This is a genomic window from uncultured Methanobrevibacter sp. (assembly GCF_937881195.1).
Classification (GTDB): Archaea; Methanobacteriota; Methanobacteria; order Methanobacteriales; family Methanobacteriaceae; genus Methanobinarius.
This window is the reverse complement of the sequence record NZ_CALGFC010000008.1, coordinates 1-14,905: the sequence shown is the minus strand read 5'-3', so window position 1 is coordinate 14,905 and position 14,905 is coordinate 1. Positions and strand designations below refer to the sequence as shown.

Sequence of the window (14,905 nt, the reverse complement as noted above, 5' to 3'; positions counted from 1 at the left end):
TCCAGCAGCAACAACACCAATATAACCTTCGTCAACAACAACATCACAGGAACATCAGTTGGTGTTTATCTGTATGCAGCCAGCAGCAACAACATCAATATAACCTTTGACAATAACAACATTATTGGAGGGCTTTATGGTGTGTATGTTTATTCTTATGATGGTAATCTTAGTGGTTTCAATTTTTTGAATAATGTGATAAATTCTACTGATGGTGATGGATTTTATTTCTTTTCTAATTATGGAAGTGTGCCTACTGATGTAAGTGACTTTATTATTAGGGGAAATACTATTTTTGCTCCTAATGGTGCTGGTTTGAATTTCACAGGGCTTTATGTTGGATCTCTTGTCAATGTTACTGTTGAATATAATCGGATATTAGCTCTTGTTGGTGTTAATATTACTGATTTTAATGATGATAGTAGTTTTGATTATAATTGGTGGGGTGTTAATGATATTTCTGGTTTGATTTTTGGTGTAGATACTAATAATCATTATATATTGAATATCACTAATCTTACTAGTTTGGATGATGTTAAATTTGGTGATACTCTTAGTTTCATGTTTTTAGTTTTGAATACTACTCTTACTAATGATGGTGTTGAATATTTACCTTATTTTGTGGTGAATGGTACTTTTAATGGTCAAGAGTTTGTAGTTGATAATACTAGTAATTTTATTGGTGATTTGACTATAGCTAGTGCTGGTATTCAAGTGATTAATGGAACTTTGGATAATCAGGATGTGAATTTAGAGTTTTCTGCACGTAAAGGCAATGTTACTGTGAATATTACTGTGACTGAGAATCTTGATGGGTCTGTTACTATTACAGTAACTGTAACTGATGAGGATGGTGATCCTGTCCATGATTATGCTGTTGATATTGATATTGATGGTGTAACAGTTGGTAGTATTATTACTGATGAGAATGGTACTGGTTCTTTAACAATACCTAAAGGTACTCTTACTGGTGGTAATCATACTGTGACAGCTACTTTTGATGGTGGAGATGATTACAATAATGCTACTGGATCTGCTGAGTTTTACATTAAATTAGGAAGTAATTTATCTATCAATGTTCCTAAAAATGCTACTAGTGGTAAAAAAACAACCATTACTGGTAAGCTCGTTGATAAAAATGGTAATCCTATAGCTGGTGCTAACCTTACTGTTGTTATTGATGGTAAATCCTACAATGTTGTCACTGGTGCTGATGGAAGTTGGAGTTTATCCTATACTCCATCTAAAGCTGGTAATTTCACTGCTAAAGTTTATTATGCTGGTGATTCTACCTATTCTGCTTCTACTGGTAGTGTAGCGTACACTGTTTATAAAGGCTCAGGTACTGAAGACTCTAATCCAAATATTAAGCTTGTTAAAAGAGCTAATAGTAAAGCTGTTAGACATGGTAATATTGTTTATATGAAATGGTTGACTTTTAAAAACTTTGGTGGTTCTGGTTCAGGTACTGTAAGTGCTCAAGTTCTTTATAAAAACTTGAAATACAAGTTATGGAAAGTTTACAATAAAAAACTTAATTACAAGTATGCTGCCAACAGAATAAAGTTCAAAATTAGCTTAAAAGCAGGTAAAACTTTCAAACTAAAACTAAAAGTATACAGACCAATAAAACAAAAATAAACACAAAAATTTAAAACAAATAATTTAAACAATTTATTAAAAAGCTCTTAAATTCATTCTCACTTTTTAAGAGTTTTTTATTTTTTATTTTTTTATATATTTAATAAATTTTAAATAAATTAATGATTTAAAAGAAGATATATAAAAAAATAAAAGAATAATATTAATTAAAAAAATATTTTTATATTAAATTTTTAATTTAAAGATTTTATTATTTTATTCTTTATTACTTAATCAGCTAATTTTACTATTTTTTTATTAATATTTAAATAGTTTAAAAAACATATAAATATCACTCTAAAATTTAGTATCTAATTAAAAAATATTTATCAAGGGAAATTAGATAATTTTCATGTTTTTCTAGGGTTACTAAATATTTATTGATTTAAGTATTCATCTTTAAATTAACTTAAATCTTTTTAGTGTTTTTTAATATTCTAGAATTAGAAAATTTTTTATATTCTTTTCTAAATATTTTATTAAATTTATTATTATAGAATCTTTAAATATTATAAAATTTTTAATTATTATGGATTTTTTATAATAATATTTATTATTATAATAAATATATAAGGTATTTAATTTGATTTAATTATATTAAATCTTTATAATAATATTTTTAATTAGCTATTAGATAATTAGAGGCGGATTTAGTATTATGGCTGTTTAAGTTTTCAAATATGACTTTGTAAATTTAAACTTTATGGACCATAATTGTGGGGCTTAATCTGTTAGATGAAAATTTAATAGATACAAAAGTGAGGTAATATTATTAGTAATTTTTCAAAATCAAAATATGCTAAAATATTTTTATTATTTAGTATTTTAGTTTTTTTAACAATGGGTTTTAGTTTTGCTAATGAAATAAATAGTAATGAATCAAGTGATGATTCAAGTAATGTTTTAGAAATAAATAGCTTATCAGATGAAATTTTAGCTACTGATGGATCAGCTGAAACTAGTTCAAATAGTATTTCTGATAACGATTCTAGTAATGGGTCTGTTTCAGATAATTCTAATGGAAGTTCTTCAAGTTCAGCTACAGTGCTTAAAACTTCAACCAATGTTGTTAAATATCCAACAACTCTTTCTCAAAGTAGTGTATTAGCTGCTTCAAAATCAGTTTATAATTACATTAAGAAATATAAAAAGTTACCAAATTATGTAACTATAGCTGGTTACAAATATTCTATGAGTGAATATATGTATATTTTAAGTAAGACCCTTACTTACAAATATAATAAAATCACATCAAGTATAAAAGTAAAATATGATGTTAAAAATCCATCTAAACCATCTGGAAACAGCATAAAAGGAACAATTTCTTCTAAAACTTATTATTCTTATGCAAAGAATATAGTAAATTATATAGAAAAAAATAATCGTGCTCCAAATTTTGTTACATCTTCTCTTGGTAAAATACAGTATCAAACAGCTATTTTTGGACTTAACAAAGTTTTAAATTATATTTATGCTAGGGGTAAACTACCAACAACATTAACAATAAGTGTTGGATCTTCTAGTAGCTTAAATAAAAATTTGCCTGTTTATAATAGAAATTCATCTAGTTTAGCTTCTTCAAACACTCAAGCTGCTGGATCTTCTTCTGTTGGATCAACAAGTAAACCAACTAAACTTTCCCAATCAGCAATATTTCAAGCTTCTAGAACTGTTAAAAGTTATGTACTTCAATATGGTAAACTACCAAATTATATAACTATTTCTGGATATAAATTTTCAATTCCAGAATATACTTATTTAGTTTCAAAAGCTATTGTTTATAAATATTTAAAAAAGAGTAATTCAATCACTATTAAATGGAATGTTAAAAATCCATCTAGTCCTTCAGGAGTTACTATTAAAAAAACATTCTCTAAAGCTAAATATTATGATTTAGCTAAAAGAACATTTAAATATATTGATAGTAATAACAAAATACCTAATTATGTGAGTTCATCTTATGGTAAAATTCAATATCAAACAGCTGTATATGGTTTTGCAAGAATAGGTGATTATATATCTAGGTATAGTAAAATACCAACTTCTCTTTCATTATCTGTTTCAAAAAGCAGTGCTTTAAATAAATATATTCCAAAGTATTCAAGAGATTCAGTAAGTAGTAATGTTTCTTATAATTTGTCTGCAAGTAAAAATGCTATTTGGGTTCATTCTGGAGACATGAAGAATGTTGATTTAGATTTACTTGCTAAATATGGAATAGGAAATATATTTATTCATGAAGATATATTTAAAAATCCAACAACAGCTATTAACTGGATTAAAACAGCTACTTCAAAAGGTTTTAAGATTCATATTTGGTTTACTACCTTTTATAATGCTACAAGTAAAGTTTGGACTAATCCTATAATTGATTCTAAAAAAGCTCTTAATCAAGCTTATTTTGATAAAGTTATATCTAGGGCTAAATATTATGCCGGTATTTCAGGTGTCGCTGGAATCCACTTGGATTATTTAAGATATCCAGGAAGTAGCTCTAATAAAGCTTCTATCTTTAGCTATGATAATGGTAAAAATGGTGCAGATGCTATAACTGAGTTTGTAAGACAACTTTCAGTTGCAGTTAAAAATATAAATCCTAAAATTATTCTATCTGGTGCATTAATGCCTGAAAAATCTGATGCTGCTATTTACTATGGTCAAGATGCTCCAAGACTAGGTAAATATTTAGATGTTTTAGTACCAATGCTTTATGAAGGAAACTATGGTAAGGATAATGCATGGATTCAATCAACTACTAAATGGTATATAGATAATTCTGGTGGTGCTGAAGTTTGGGGAGGATTATATGCTTATCATTCTGATGAAGATTTATCTAGACTTTCAGTTTCAGAATTAACTGCTGATTGTAAATCTGTTTTAGCTGGTGGAGGAAACGGTATAGTAATATTTAGATGGGGAATAGCTAATTTATTTAATCTTTTAGGTATTAAATAAACTATCTTTATCTGAATATTTTTTTATTTTTTTTCTAATTTTCAATAGTCTCTGAATTTTTAATCTTTGATATATACTCTTAATTAGATATAAATAAAATTTCATGTTGATAATCGGAAAAATTTATATGGTATAAATACCATAATATTATGGTAGAAATACCATAACTAATAAATGATAAAATGAACTCTAATTCTATTGAAATTTTAAAATATGTTTTGTCGAAGGATAGTGAAGATTTAACTATTAGGAATATCGCTAATGGATTAAATAAAGATTATAAAAATACTTATGATATTATAAAAAAGTTATCTAAAGCTAAAATTCTCAAAACAAAGAAAATAGGATCATCCAATATTGTAAAAGCTATAAAAAATCCAAATCCTCAATTTTTTTCTGCGGAATATAAAAGAAGAGAAGAGATTTTAAAAAATAAAAATATGAATAATATTTTTAATATTTTAAAAAGGACATATTTTCCGAAGATAGTATTATTATTTGGATCTTATGCAAAAAATACTTACAATAAACATTCAGATATAGATTTAATAATTATATGTGATGAAAAATATCAAAATAATATTGAAAGAAAACTTAATATTTTCCCATTTGATATTCATCCAATTTTTTTAAGTTTTGAAGAATTCGTCGATTTAGCATCCCAAAAAGAATTTACAGTAATAAGTGAAGCATTAAAACAAAATATAATTTTATATGGAATTGAAGATTATTATCAATTATTATCAAGCATTAATGAAAAATAAACAACAGGAGGTAATTTTCTTTGATTCCAGAAAAAAATATTAAAAAAGCAGAAAATAATGTCAGACAATATTTAAATGACGGATTACTCAAGAAAACTAAAACTAGTGAATCAATCATAGAAACTTATTTATCAAGATCACAGGAAAGTTTAGAACTTGCAGAAAGTATCTATGAAAATAATGAATCAGATTTGTGGGTTTTAGTGATTTCTTATTATTCTATGTTTTATATGGCTAATGCAGTATTATTAAAATATGGGTATAAAGTTGGGGATAAAATAGCCCATAAAATTACAAGTGATTCGTTGATAGTTTTTGTTAAAGATAAACTTAAAAATAAATTAATAGAAGATTATGAACAAGCAAAAAATGAAACATTTGATTTAATAAATATTGATGAATCAGAATTATTGGCTAATGAAACTATTGAATCATTTGAGTTTGAAAGAAACAAAAGATCTATGTTTCAATATAATTTAGGAAAGAATCTAACACATTCTAAAGCAAAAACCTCTCTTAATAGAGCTGAAGAATTTTTCTCACAATTTTTATTTTTATTAGAATCATAAGAAATTCTTTAAATTTCCACTTCCAAAACATTTATTTCTCCAAATATTAGTTTAGTGAGTAAAATCTCTTTTAATTGGATTAAATTTTTCTTTCTAAGTTATTTTTATATATTTTTTCAAAAAAGGTTTTATTATTAAATTAAACTTATCAAAAACTTCAATATTTGGATATAAGACTTCTATCTTCTTTATATCTATTTCCATTTTTATCAGGAAAATTAAAATCTACAAACCATTCTTTATAAATTAACTGAAATTGTTCTTCTAAATTTTTATTATTATATTCTAATCTTTTATTTTATATTCTAAAATATTCTAATCTTTTATTTTATATTCTAAAATATTCTAATCTTTTATTTTATATTCTAAATTTTTATTATTATATTCTAATCTTTTATTTTATATTCTAAATTTTTATTTTTATTTAAGATATATTTATTTTAAATATTTTAAAAAATTCTTTTTTCACTATTTTTGAGGGTAATATTTATTAATAATGCCAAATATAGGTATAAATATTAATTATAATGAGAAATAAAGATTATTTCTATTTCAAATAAAGATTTTTAAATCAGCTATATTGTTTTTAATAATATTAGTTAAGTGTTAAATATTTCGGAATGGTTAATATTTTGAGATTGTTATTATAATTAAAAATAAACATATTGTTTGAAATTTAATAGCTAATTGTCTTTCATTTTAATATATAAGGTATCTAAATTTAATTTATTTAATTATATATGTTTTAAATATATTTTATTTAATTATATACATTTTAAATATATTTTATTTTATTATAAAATATGTAAATATAATTTATTTTAAAATATATATCTTAAATTTAATTTATTTAATTATATTTATATTCTGATGAAGATTTATAGCTAGTAGGCGGTATAAATATTTTTGGTATGAAATTTAATAGTGATAATGATAATAATTATAAAAATGTAGATATTAATACTCATGATTTTTCTTCAAAGAGTATTAGTATTAACGATAATAATATTAAGAATACTAATATTAAATATAATAATATTAAGGATACTAATATTAAATATAATAATATTAAGAATACTAATATTAAAGATAACAATATTAAGGATACTAATATTAAATATAAAATTTTTAAATTAGCTAATATAGATAATAATTTAAATAGATTTGTATTAATACTATTTTTGACTTTAACTCTTTTTTTATCCTTCAGCGTTGTAGCTAGTTTGGAAAATCAAAACAATTTTAACTTTTTACAGGAAAATCCTATTTATAAAAGTAGTAGTTCTGCTGATGGTAGTAATATAATAATTCCTGCAAACAATGCAGATCATTCAAAAGGAGTTATTAAAGCCCATGCGGCTTCTAAAGTTTCCACAACCTCTAAAGCTAAACTTAGTTCTATAGGTTCTTCTAAAACAGTTTCTCAAAAAGGAGTTATTTCTTCATCAAAAAATCTTAAAAAATATGTTTTAAAAAATAAGAGGTTGCCTTCTTATGTTACTGTTGAGGGATATAGATATTCTGTTCCAGAATTTACATATTTAATGACTAAAACAATTGAATATCAAAAGAAAAATAGTAATTCAAGAGTTACTGTAAATTATAATATTAAAAACCCAACAAAACCATCTGGAACAAACATTAAAGCCAATATTTATCAATCAAATTATTATAAATATAGCTTAAAAACTACAAAATATATTGATAAGTATAATAAAGTTCCAAATTATATTTCTAGGACTAAAAATAGTAAAATTCAGTATCAAACTGCGGTCTATATGTTTGCTTCTGTTCTAAACTATGATTATTATAAAAATAAACTCCCAAAATATGTAACTTTGAAGATTAGTAGTTCTAATAAAATTAATAAATATATCCCAAAATATACTAGAACTTCAAAAACAAAAAGTGTTCCTAATACCAACTCTATATGGGTACAAAGTAAAGATTTTTATAATGTTAACTTTGAAAAATTAGCTGAATCTGGTATCGGAAATGTTTTCTTACATGAAGCAACTATATCGCAATATGGGAAGTCTAATGTCATCAAATGGGCTAAAAATGCAGCTAAAAAGGGTATAAAAACTCATTTATGGATTCAATGTTTCTATGCAAATGGGAAATGGATAAATCCTATTGACACTAGTAAAAAAACTTATAATCAAGCTCAGTTTAATAAGATTTTATCTAAAATAAAAACTTACTCTAGAATGGATTATATTGGGGGAATACATTTAGATTATCTTAGATATCCGGGTACTGCTTATAAATATAGCTATTCAAATGGTGTTACTGGTGAAAAAGCTATTACTAAGTTTGTAAGTCAGGCTAAATCCTATGTTAATAAGTATAATCCTAACATTCTTCTTTCAGCAGCTGTAATGCCTGAAACCTCTTCAGACGCTTATTATTATGGCCAAAATATTCCTAAAATTGGTAAATATTTGGATATTATAACTCCGATGATTTACAAAGGTAACTATGGTATGTCCAATAGCTGGATAACTTCTACAACCAAATGGTTTGTTAAAAATTCTGGTGGAGCTAGAATTTGGAGTGGTTTACAAACTTATAAAAGTGATAATAATCCAGTATCATTGAGTACTGGAGAATTATATAAAGATTCATCTGCTTCTATAAAAGGAGGGGCTGATGGTTTAGCTTTGTTTAGATGGGGTTTAACCAAGTTTTTCAACTTTTTAAGTTTATATTGAATTTATAGGTAATTTTATTTTAATTTTTTATTTTAATTCTTTTATTTCTATTTTTTATTTTTTTATTATTTCTATTTTTTATTTTAATTTTTTCATATTTTAGTATTTTTTATTCTAATTATTGGATATTTTATCATTTTTTTAATTATTTAATTATTTAATTATTTAATTATTTTAATAATTTAAGTATTTTTTATAATTTAAACATCTAATATTTCTTAAATAATCATCATTATCTAATTAAACAACATTATTTCAATATTTAACATGATCTAGATAATTATTATTATATAAATAGTCAATATTATTCTAATATATTAAATTATATTAATATATAAAATTATTTTAATAGCTAAACTTATTCTAATATATTAAATTATATTCATGATTAAAATTATTTTTATAGCTATTATTATTTTAATAGTTAAATATATATTGATAGCTGATATATAATATAATAGGTGATATTAATGATTATTGAAACTAAAGTTTATGAAGGAAATCAAACAACTATACCTTCTGAATTTAGAAAAAAACATAATATAAAACCTAATGATATTGTAGAATGGAATGAAGATGCTAATGGTAATATTACTGTTAGTTTTAGAAAAAAAGTTACTTTAAATGATATTATAGGAATAGGGAAAACAAAAGAAAGAACTAATGCAGTAAAATTAAAAAAAGACTTATATAGGTAAGGTTTTATAATGAAAGTCTTTGTTGATAGTTGTTTTATAATAGCATTAGTGTTAAAAAGAGATAGTTTACATAAAAGGGCAGTCAATTTAACTGAAAGGGGTATATTGGATAATGAATGCTATATATCTGATTTAATATTTAATGAAGTCATAACAATAGTAGGAAATAAAGAAAATAATGAAATAGCTAAAACTACTTATTATTATATGAAAGATAATTTTAAAATTATTAATGAATTTGATATACCTAATTTTAAGGATAAAACTATGGAAACTTATTTGAAATATAATACTAAGCTATCATTTACAGATAGTGCAATATTAGAAATAATAAAAGAATATAATTTAGACAAATTAGTATCATTTGATGAATATTATAAAAAAACAGATGTGGATTTGATTATATAATCTAAAAAGCATTTTAAAATTATTATTTAAAGATTCAAATTTTTTTATTAAGTTTTAATATACTATTTTTATATTATTAAGTTTTAATATACTATTTTTATGTTATTAAGTTTTAATGCTAATTTTAAAAACGTAAAATGTTAATTTAAATAATTTAAATAAAACTTTAAATAATTTTATATATTGTTAGATATATATAAATAAACATGATTAGTACAAAAGAAAAAAAACCAGAAAGTAAAACAATAGGTACTAAATTAGCTAAAATAGAATATGATGAAATAAACGAACTTGTTAATAATGGATTATTCCTTAGTGGTTCTGACTTTGTAAGAGATGCAGTAAGAGAAAAATTAAGGAGAATAAAAGTCATTAAAATCAGGGACATTGATTATGATACTGCAAAAAAAGAAGTATTGGGATATTATAAATCATTTGGAGAAGCATATATATCTGAAGTTGCAGATAATTTGGAGTTAGACCTTGAGTTAGTATCTAAAATAGTTCAAAATTTAATAAAAGAAGGTAAACTTGGAGAATAAATAATGACAATATACACAAAAATAGGTGACACTATAATTGGTGATAAAATTATAGTAGAAGCTAGAAAAATAGATGATATTACAGTAATTGTTAAAAGTGGAAGACATAAAGCACAGAGAACTGTATTAAAAGATAATGCTAAATGTGTTATCGATAAAAAAGTTAGGTTCTTAAAAGATTAATAATGCATTATTCTAGTTTTTCTTTTACCTTATCCTTGTTAGTAATGGCTAATTTCACTGAAAATACTATAAACTATTGATTCAATAATTTTATTATCTAAAGATAAAATATTGGTAGATTATTTTTTATTTAATGTTTGGCAAGAATTAAATCATCTGTAGATTGAAGTTTATCTTTTATAAGAATTTCATTAACTATCTGAAAACATTCATGTTCAGTATCATCAAGGTCAACTTTTTTATTATTAATATTATTAATATTATTATTAATTATTACTATTGCTATTATTATTACTATTACCATTACTATTATTATTTTTATTTTCATTATTATTTTTACTATAATTATTATAATTTTTATTATTATTTTAAATTTGTCATCAACAGAAAAACCTATTTATCATGATTAATCATAATAAAATTTATATATTCTATTGTGACATATTATAAATATAAAATAAACAAAATTAAATTTTAAAGATTGAAAATTTTTAAGAATTAAAACTTAATATTAATTTTCTAATTAATATTTATAAAAGACTTAAAATTAATCTATTTAATTAATATTGGTCTATTAACTAATATTTGTGATAATTAATATTTGTGATAATTAATATTTTGTGATAATTAATAAAAATTAAATTCTAATTATTTAAATCTAAATAATGCATTTTAAAATTAAAACATATAACTCAATGTAAAATTCTTTTTATAATTTATCATGGGGGTTTAAGTTATAAAATTTAAATTTGCAAAATTTGGGATATAAATTCATAGAAAAATCTTTAATAAAATTATAAAATAATTTTAAAGTTTCTATAAAAATTATATCTAAAATTAAGATAATATATAATCTTTATAGTCTTTACACATCTCTGGAGTTGATTAAATGGATGAATTTGGAAAAAGAATTGATCAGCAAAAATTAGCTAATCATAATGGAGATCAAGTTGTTTCACCAAATAATAAAGTAATAGAAAGAGCTATTGTAAAAGATTGGGAAAGAGAAATTCAAAAAGGGGAAGACATCGAGAAATACTGGGCAATGGAAGCAGAACAATTTGACTGGTTTAAAAGATGGGATGAAGTTCTTGATGAAAGTGAAAAACCTTACTATAAATGGTTTGTTGGAGGTAAAATAAACCTTGCCTATAACGCTATTGATAGATGGATTAAAACAGAAAAAAGGAATAAAATAGCTATCCTATACACAAACGAACGTGGGGATGAAATTAAATTAACATATTATGAGCTTTATCGTGAAATAAATAAAATGGCAAATGCTCTTCTTAATTTAGGAATTAAGAAAGGAGATACTGTTTCTATGTATCTTCCAATGTGTCCGGAGCTTATTATCTCTATGTTAGCATGTACTAAAATTGGTGCAGTTCACAGTGCTATATATTCTGGACTTTCTTCAGTTGCAGTAGTTGAAAGAATTAATGATATTAAATCTAAAGTTGTTATAACTGCTGATGGAACATATAGGCGTGGAAAAATTATTAATCTTAAATCAGTAATTGATGAAGCTATGTTACAATGTCCAACTGTTCAAACAGTAGTTCTTGTAAATCATACTGGTAGATATAACGATGTAGCAGACCTTAGAGGAAATGAGATATTTTATGAACGTTTAATTGAAGGTGAAGGAGATTCTTGCTATAGTGAAATAATGGATGCTGAAGACCCATTGTTTATCCTTTATACTTCTGGAAGTACTGGCAAACCAAAAGGTGTCCTACACACAACCGCGGGCTATATGGTTGGAATAGCTACCACTCTCAAGAACGTTTTTGATATTCATGATAATGATCTTTGGTGGTCAACAGGAGATGCTGGTTGGATTACTGGCCATAGTTATACTATTTATGCACCTCTTCTTTTAGGTTCAACTACTTTGATTTATGAAGGAGCTCCTGATTTTCCAGATCCTGGAGTTTGGTGGAAAATTATTGAAAAATATGGTGTAACTAAATTTTACACTGCTCCTACAGCTATTAGGCATTTAATGAGATTTGGTAAAAAATATACTAAACTATATAATCTTGATTCTTTGAAAATCCTTGGGAGTGTTGGTGAACCAATTAATTATGAAGCATGGAAATGGATGTATGAAGAAATTGGAAAGTGCAGAACTCCTATTATGGACACTTGGTGGCAAACAGAAACTGGTATGCACATGATAGCTCCAATGCCTGTAGCTGATTTAAAACCCGGCTCAGCTACAAGACCTTTACCAGGTGTTACTGTAGCTGTTGTAGATGAAGAAGGTAATGAAGTTGAAAATGGAAAGAAAGGTTATTTAGCTATTACAAAACCATGGCCTTCAATGTTTAGAACTTTATATGATGATGAAGAGAGATTCGAAGAGGTTTATTGGAACTTTTTCCCTGATGGATTCTATAAAACTGGGGACATGGCACGTATAGATAAAGAAGGTTATGTTTGGATAGAAGGCAGATCTGATGATGTTTTGAAGATTGCTGGTCATAGAATTGGGGCTGTTGAAGTTGAAAGTGCTTTTAATAGTCATCCATCTGTTAATGAAACTGCAGTTATTGGAAAAGAAGATCCTGTTAAAGGACAACTTATTAAAGCATTTTTAATTCTTAATGAAGGCTATGATTTAGACTTACCATTTAAAGAAGGAGATAATGCAATGCTAAGAGAAGAGCTAAAGCGCCATGTTAGACATGCTCTTGGTCCTGTAGCTGTTCTTGGAGAGATGGTTTCTGTAGATAGTCTTCCAAAAACAAAAAGTGGAAAAATAATGAGAAGAATCCTAAAAGCTAAGGAAGATGGCGAGGAGTTAGGAGACACTTCTACATTAGATGATTTATAGAAATATTTTTTATTAAAAATATGAATAAATTTTAATAAAAATAGAAACAGTTTCTAATAAAATTATTATCTTTAGTTATAATTAATATTTAGCAATTTAATTTCTTTAAATACAATATAAATAATTTATATTACTCAGTATTGATATTAACAAGGGATAATAAATTTTTATTATTTTAATTATTAATTTATTTTAATCATTATTTTTATTATTAATTTTTAATTATTATTTTAATTATTAATTTATTTTAATCATTATTTTTATTATTAATTTTTAATTATTATTTTAATTATTAATTTTTAATCATTATTTTAATTATTATTTTTATTAATTTTTAATCATTATTTTAATTATTATTTTAATTATTTTTTAAATATTATTTATTTTCTTTAAAATTTTTTAATAATTTTATTTAATTTGCATTTTAGTTAATTTTATTAATCGTATTTTTTATTCAAGAATTTATTAATAAATTTGTTTTAAAATAAGCAATATAAATTATTATACTAAATTTTAGGCAAACCAAAACTTTTTATATTAGTAATTTAATAAATATATACTCAATATATTAGTAGTTTGATAAATATGTAATCAATATAAAATATTTAATATAAAATTAAATGATATGTATGATATAAGTTTATATATAATTGAACAATATAATTTAAATTACTTATCATTTTTTTATCTTCGGTGGTTTTATGGCGAATAAAGAGCTTAGTGAAAATATAGAGGAATATTTAGAAGTTTTATATAAATATGGGAACAAAGAAACATATGTTTCCACAACTACAATTTCTAAAAGGTTAGAGATAGCTCCAGGTAGTGTCACTCAGATGCTAAAAAAATTAGAAGAATTAGGATATATCAATTACATTCCATATAAAGGTGCTAATTTATCTGATAAAGGATTTAAAGTAGCTCAAAAAATCACTAGAAAGCATAGGATTCTTGAAAAATTTTTAACCGATGTATTAAATGTAAAACCTGAAAATGTTCATATTCAAGCTTGTGATATGGAGCATTCATTGTCTGATGAAGCTGAAAGAGCAATGTGTCATATTTTAGAACATCCTGATATATGTCCTGATGAAAAACCAATTCCTCCATGTGATTTTGATTTTAATTCTTGTGAAGATTGTGTAAATGAGGAAAAAGACATTGAAGAAATTGGTGTAAGAAAATCAAATTTAATTTCAATTGCTGATTTATATTTAAATGAAAAAGCAGAAGTTTCATTTATTAGGGGAGATTCTGATATTTTGAAAAAATTAATGTCATTGGGTATAGCTATTGGTACTCCTGTCAAGCTTAATAATGCTAGTGAAGATAAATCCTCTTTAAATATTTCTGTAAATGGTTCAGATGTTGAAATTTCAGGCAATATAGCTAATAATGTATTTGTAAGTGTTTTATAAATATTTGTTAAATTTTTTAATTTTATATTAAATTTAATCTATTATATTTATTTTAAATAAAAGTGATTTATATTATAATTTAGTCTATTAGGTCTGTTTATTTTAGATATGAGTTTTTTATATTATAATTTAGTCTATTAGGTCTGTTTATTTTAGATATGAGTTTTTTAT

The 14,905-nt window shown here is 23.8% G+C and carries 12 protein-coding genes; 11 read left to right on the top strand and 1 reads right to left on the bottom strand.

The window, feature by feature from the left end:
* From Q0087_RS01180 to Q0087_RS01140, 9 genes are all read left to right on the top strand, one after another.
* On the top strand, positions 1-1,641 hold a 1,641-nt coding region (locus tag Q0087_RS01180; RefSeq protein WP_297897556.1), incomplete at its 5' end, for an Ig-like domain-containing protein.
* Positions 1,642-2,481: 840 nt separating this feature from the next.
* A complete protein-coding gene (locus Q0087_RS01175) occupies positions 2,482-4,596 on the top strand; it encodes a pseudomurein-binding repeat-containing protein (protein ID WP_297897553.1) in 2,115 nt (704 codons plus the stop codon).
* Positions 4,597-4,778: 182 nt separating this feature from the next.
* Positions 4,779-5,360 (top strand): nucleotidyltransferase domain-containing protein, encoded by a 582-nt coding sequence (locus Q0087_RS01170; protein WP_297897550.1) that lies wholly within the window; start codon positions 4,779-4,781, stop codon positions 5,358-5,360.
* A gap of 20 nt (positions 5,361-5,380) precedes the next feature.
* Entirely contained in the window at positions 5,381-5,929 is a 549-nt protein-coding gene (locus tag Q0087_RS01165; RefSeq protein WP_297897547.1) for a HEPN domain-containing protein, read from the top strand.
* A 911-nt stretch (positions 5,930-6,840) separates the two neighbouring features.
* Complete coding sequence (locus Q0087_RS01160; RefSeq protein ID WP_297897544.1) at positions 6,841-8,643, top strand: putative glycoside hydrolase; 1,803 nt, start codon at positions 6,841-6,843, stop codon at positions 8,641-8,643.
* A gap of 470 nt (positions 8,644-9,113) precedes the next feature.
* A complete protein-coding gene (locus Q0087_RS01155; protein ID WP_297897541.1) occupies positions 9,114-9,341 on the top strand; it encodes an AbrB/MazE/SpoVT family DNA-binding domain-containing protein in 228 nt (75 codons plus the stop codon).
* Between the two features lie 9 nt (positions 9,342-9,350).
* Positions 9,351-9,749 carry a PIN domain-containing protein gene (locus Q0087_RS01150; RefSeq protein WP_297897538.1) on the top strand — a complete coding sequence of 133 codons (399 nt, stop codon included), beginning with the start codon at positions 9,351-9,353 and terminating at the stop codon, positions 9,747-9,749.
* Between the two features lie 206 nt (positions 9,750-9,955).
* The gene (locus tag Q0087_RS01145) at positions 9,956-10,291 is read left to right on the top strand and encodes a ribbon-helix-helix domain-containing protein (protein ID WP_297897536.1); all 336 of its coding nucleotides are present in this window, start codon (positions 9,956-9,958) and stop codon (positions 10,289-10,291) included.
* A gap of 3 nt (positions 10,292-10,294) precedes the next feature.
* A complete protein-coding gene (locus Q0087_RS01140) occupies positions 10,295-10,474 on the top strand; it encodes a hypothetical protein (RefSeq protein ID WP_297897534.1) in 180 nt (59 codons plus the stop codon).
* A 130-nt stretch (positions 10,475-10,604) separates the two neighbouring features.
* Here the strand turns inward: Q0087_RS01140 and Q0087_RS01135 are convergent, their stop codons facing one another.
* Positions 10,605-10,778 carry a hypothetical protein gene (locus tag Q0087_RS01135; RefSeq protein ID WP_297897531.1) on the bottom strand — a complete coding sequence of 58 codons (174 nt, stop codon included), beginning with the start codon at positions 10,776-10,778 and terminating at the stop codon, positions 10,605-10,607.
* Between the two features lie 585 nt (positions 10,779-11,363).
* Between Q0087_RS01135 and acs the strand changes: the two genes are divergently transcribed.
* Together acs and Q0087_RS01125 are read left to right on the top strand one after the other, a co-directional pair.
* Positions 11,364-13,316 (top strand): acetate--CoA ligase, encoded by a 1,953-nt coding sequence (gene acs, locus Q0087_RS01130; RefSeq protein WP_297897528.1) that lies wholly within the window; start codon positions 11,364-11,366, stop codon positions 13,314-13,316.
* A gap of 701 nt (positions 13,317-14,017) precedes the next feature.
* The gene (locus Q0087_RS01125; protein ID WP_297897525.1) at positions 14,018-14,734 is read left to right on the top strand and encodes a metal-dependent transcriptional regulator; all 717 of its coding nucleotides are present in this window, start codon (positions 14,018-14,020) and stop codon (positions 14,732-14,734) included.
* Positions 14,735-14,905: the final 171 nt, after the last annotated feature.

Excerpts from the sequence above, each read along its gene's own strand:
- Q0087_RS01175 (WP_297897553.1), top strand. The coding sequence starts at position 2,482 with ATGGGTTTTAGTTTTGCTAATGAAATAAATAGTAATGAATCAAGTGAT.
- Q0087_RS01170 (WP_297897550.1), top strand. The coding sequence starts at position 4,779 with ATGAACTCTAATTCTATTGAAATTTTAAAATATGTTTTGTCGAAGGAT.
- Q0087_RS01160 (WP_297897544.1), top strand. The coding sequence starts at position 6,841 with ATGAAATTTAATAGTGATAATGATAATAATTATAAAAATGTAGATATT.
- Q0087_RS01155 (WP_297897541.1), top strand. The coding sequence starts at position 9,114 with ATGATTATTGAAACTAAAGTTTATGAAGGAAATCAAACAACTATACCT.
- Q0087_RS01150 (WP_297897538.1), top strand. The coding sequence starts at position 9,351 with ATGAAAGTCTTTGTTGATAGTTGTTTTATAATAGCATTAGTGTTAAAA.
- Q0087_RS01145 (WP_297897536.1), top strand. The coding sequence starts at position 9,956 with ATGATTAGTACAAAAGAAAAAAAACCAGAAAGTAAAACAATAGGTACT.
- Q0087_RS01140 (WP_297897534.1), top strand. The coding sequence starts at position 10,295 with ATGACAATATACACAAAAATAGGTGACACTATAATTGGTGATAAAATT.
- Q0087_RS01135 (WP_297897531.1), bottom strand. The coding sequence starts at position 10,778 with ATGGTAATAGTAATAATAATAGCAATAGTAATAATTAATAATAATATT.
- acs (WP_297897528.1), top strand. The coding sequence starts at position 11,364 with ATGGATGAATTTGGAAAAAGAATTGATCAGCAAAAATTAGCTAATCAT.
- Q0087_RS01125 (WP_297897525.1), top strand. The coding sequence starts at position 14,018 with ATGGCGAATAAAGAGCTTAGTGAAAATATAGAGGAATATTTAGAAGTT.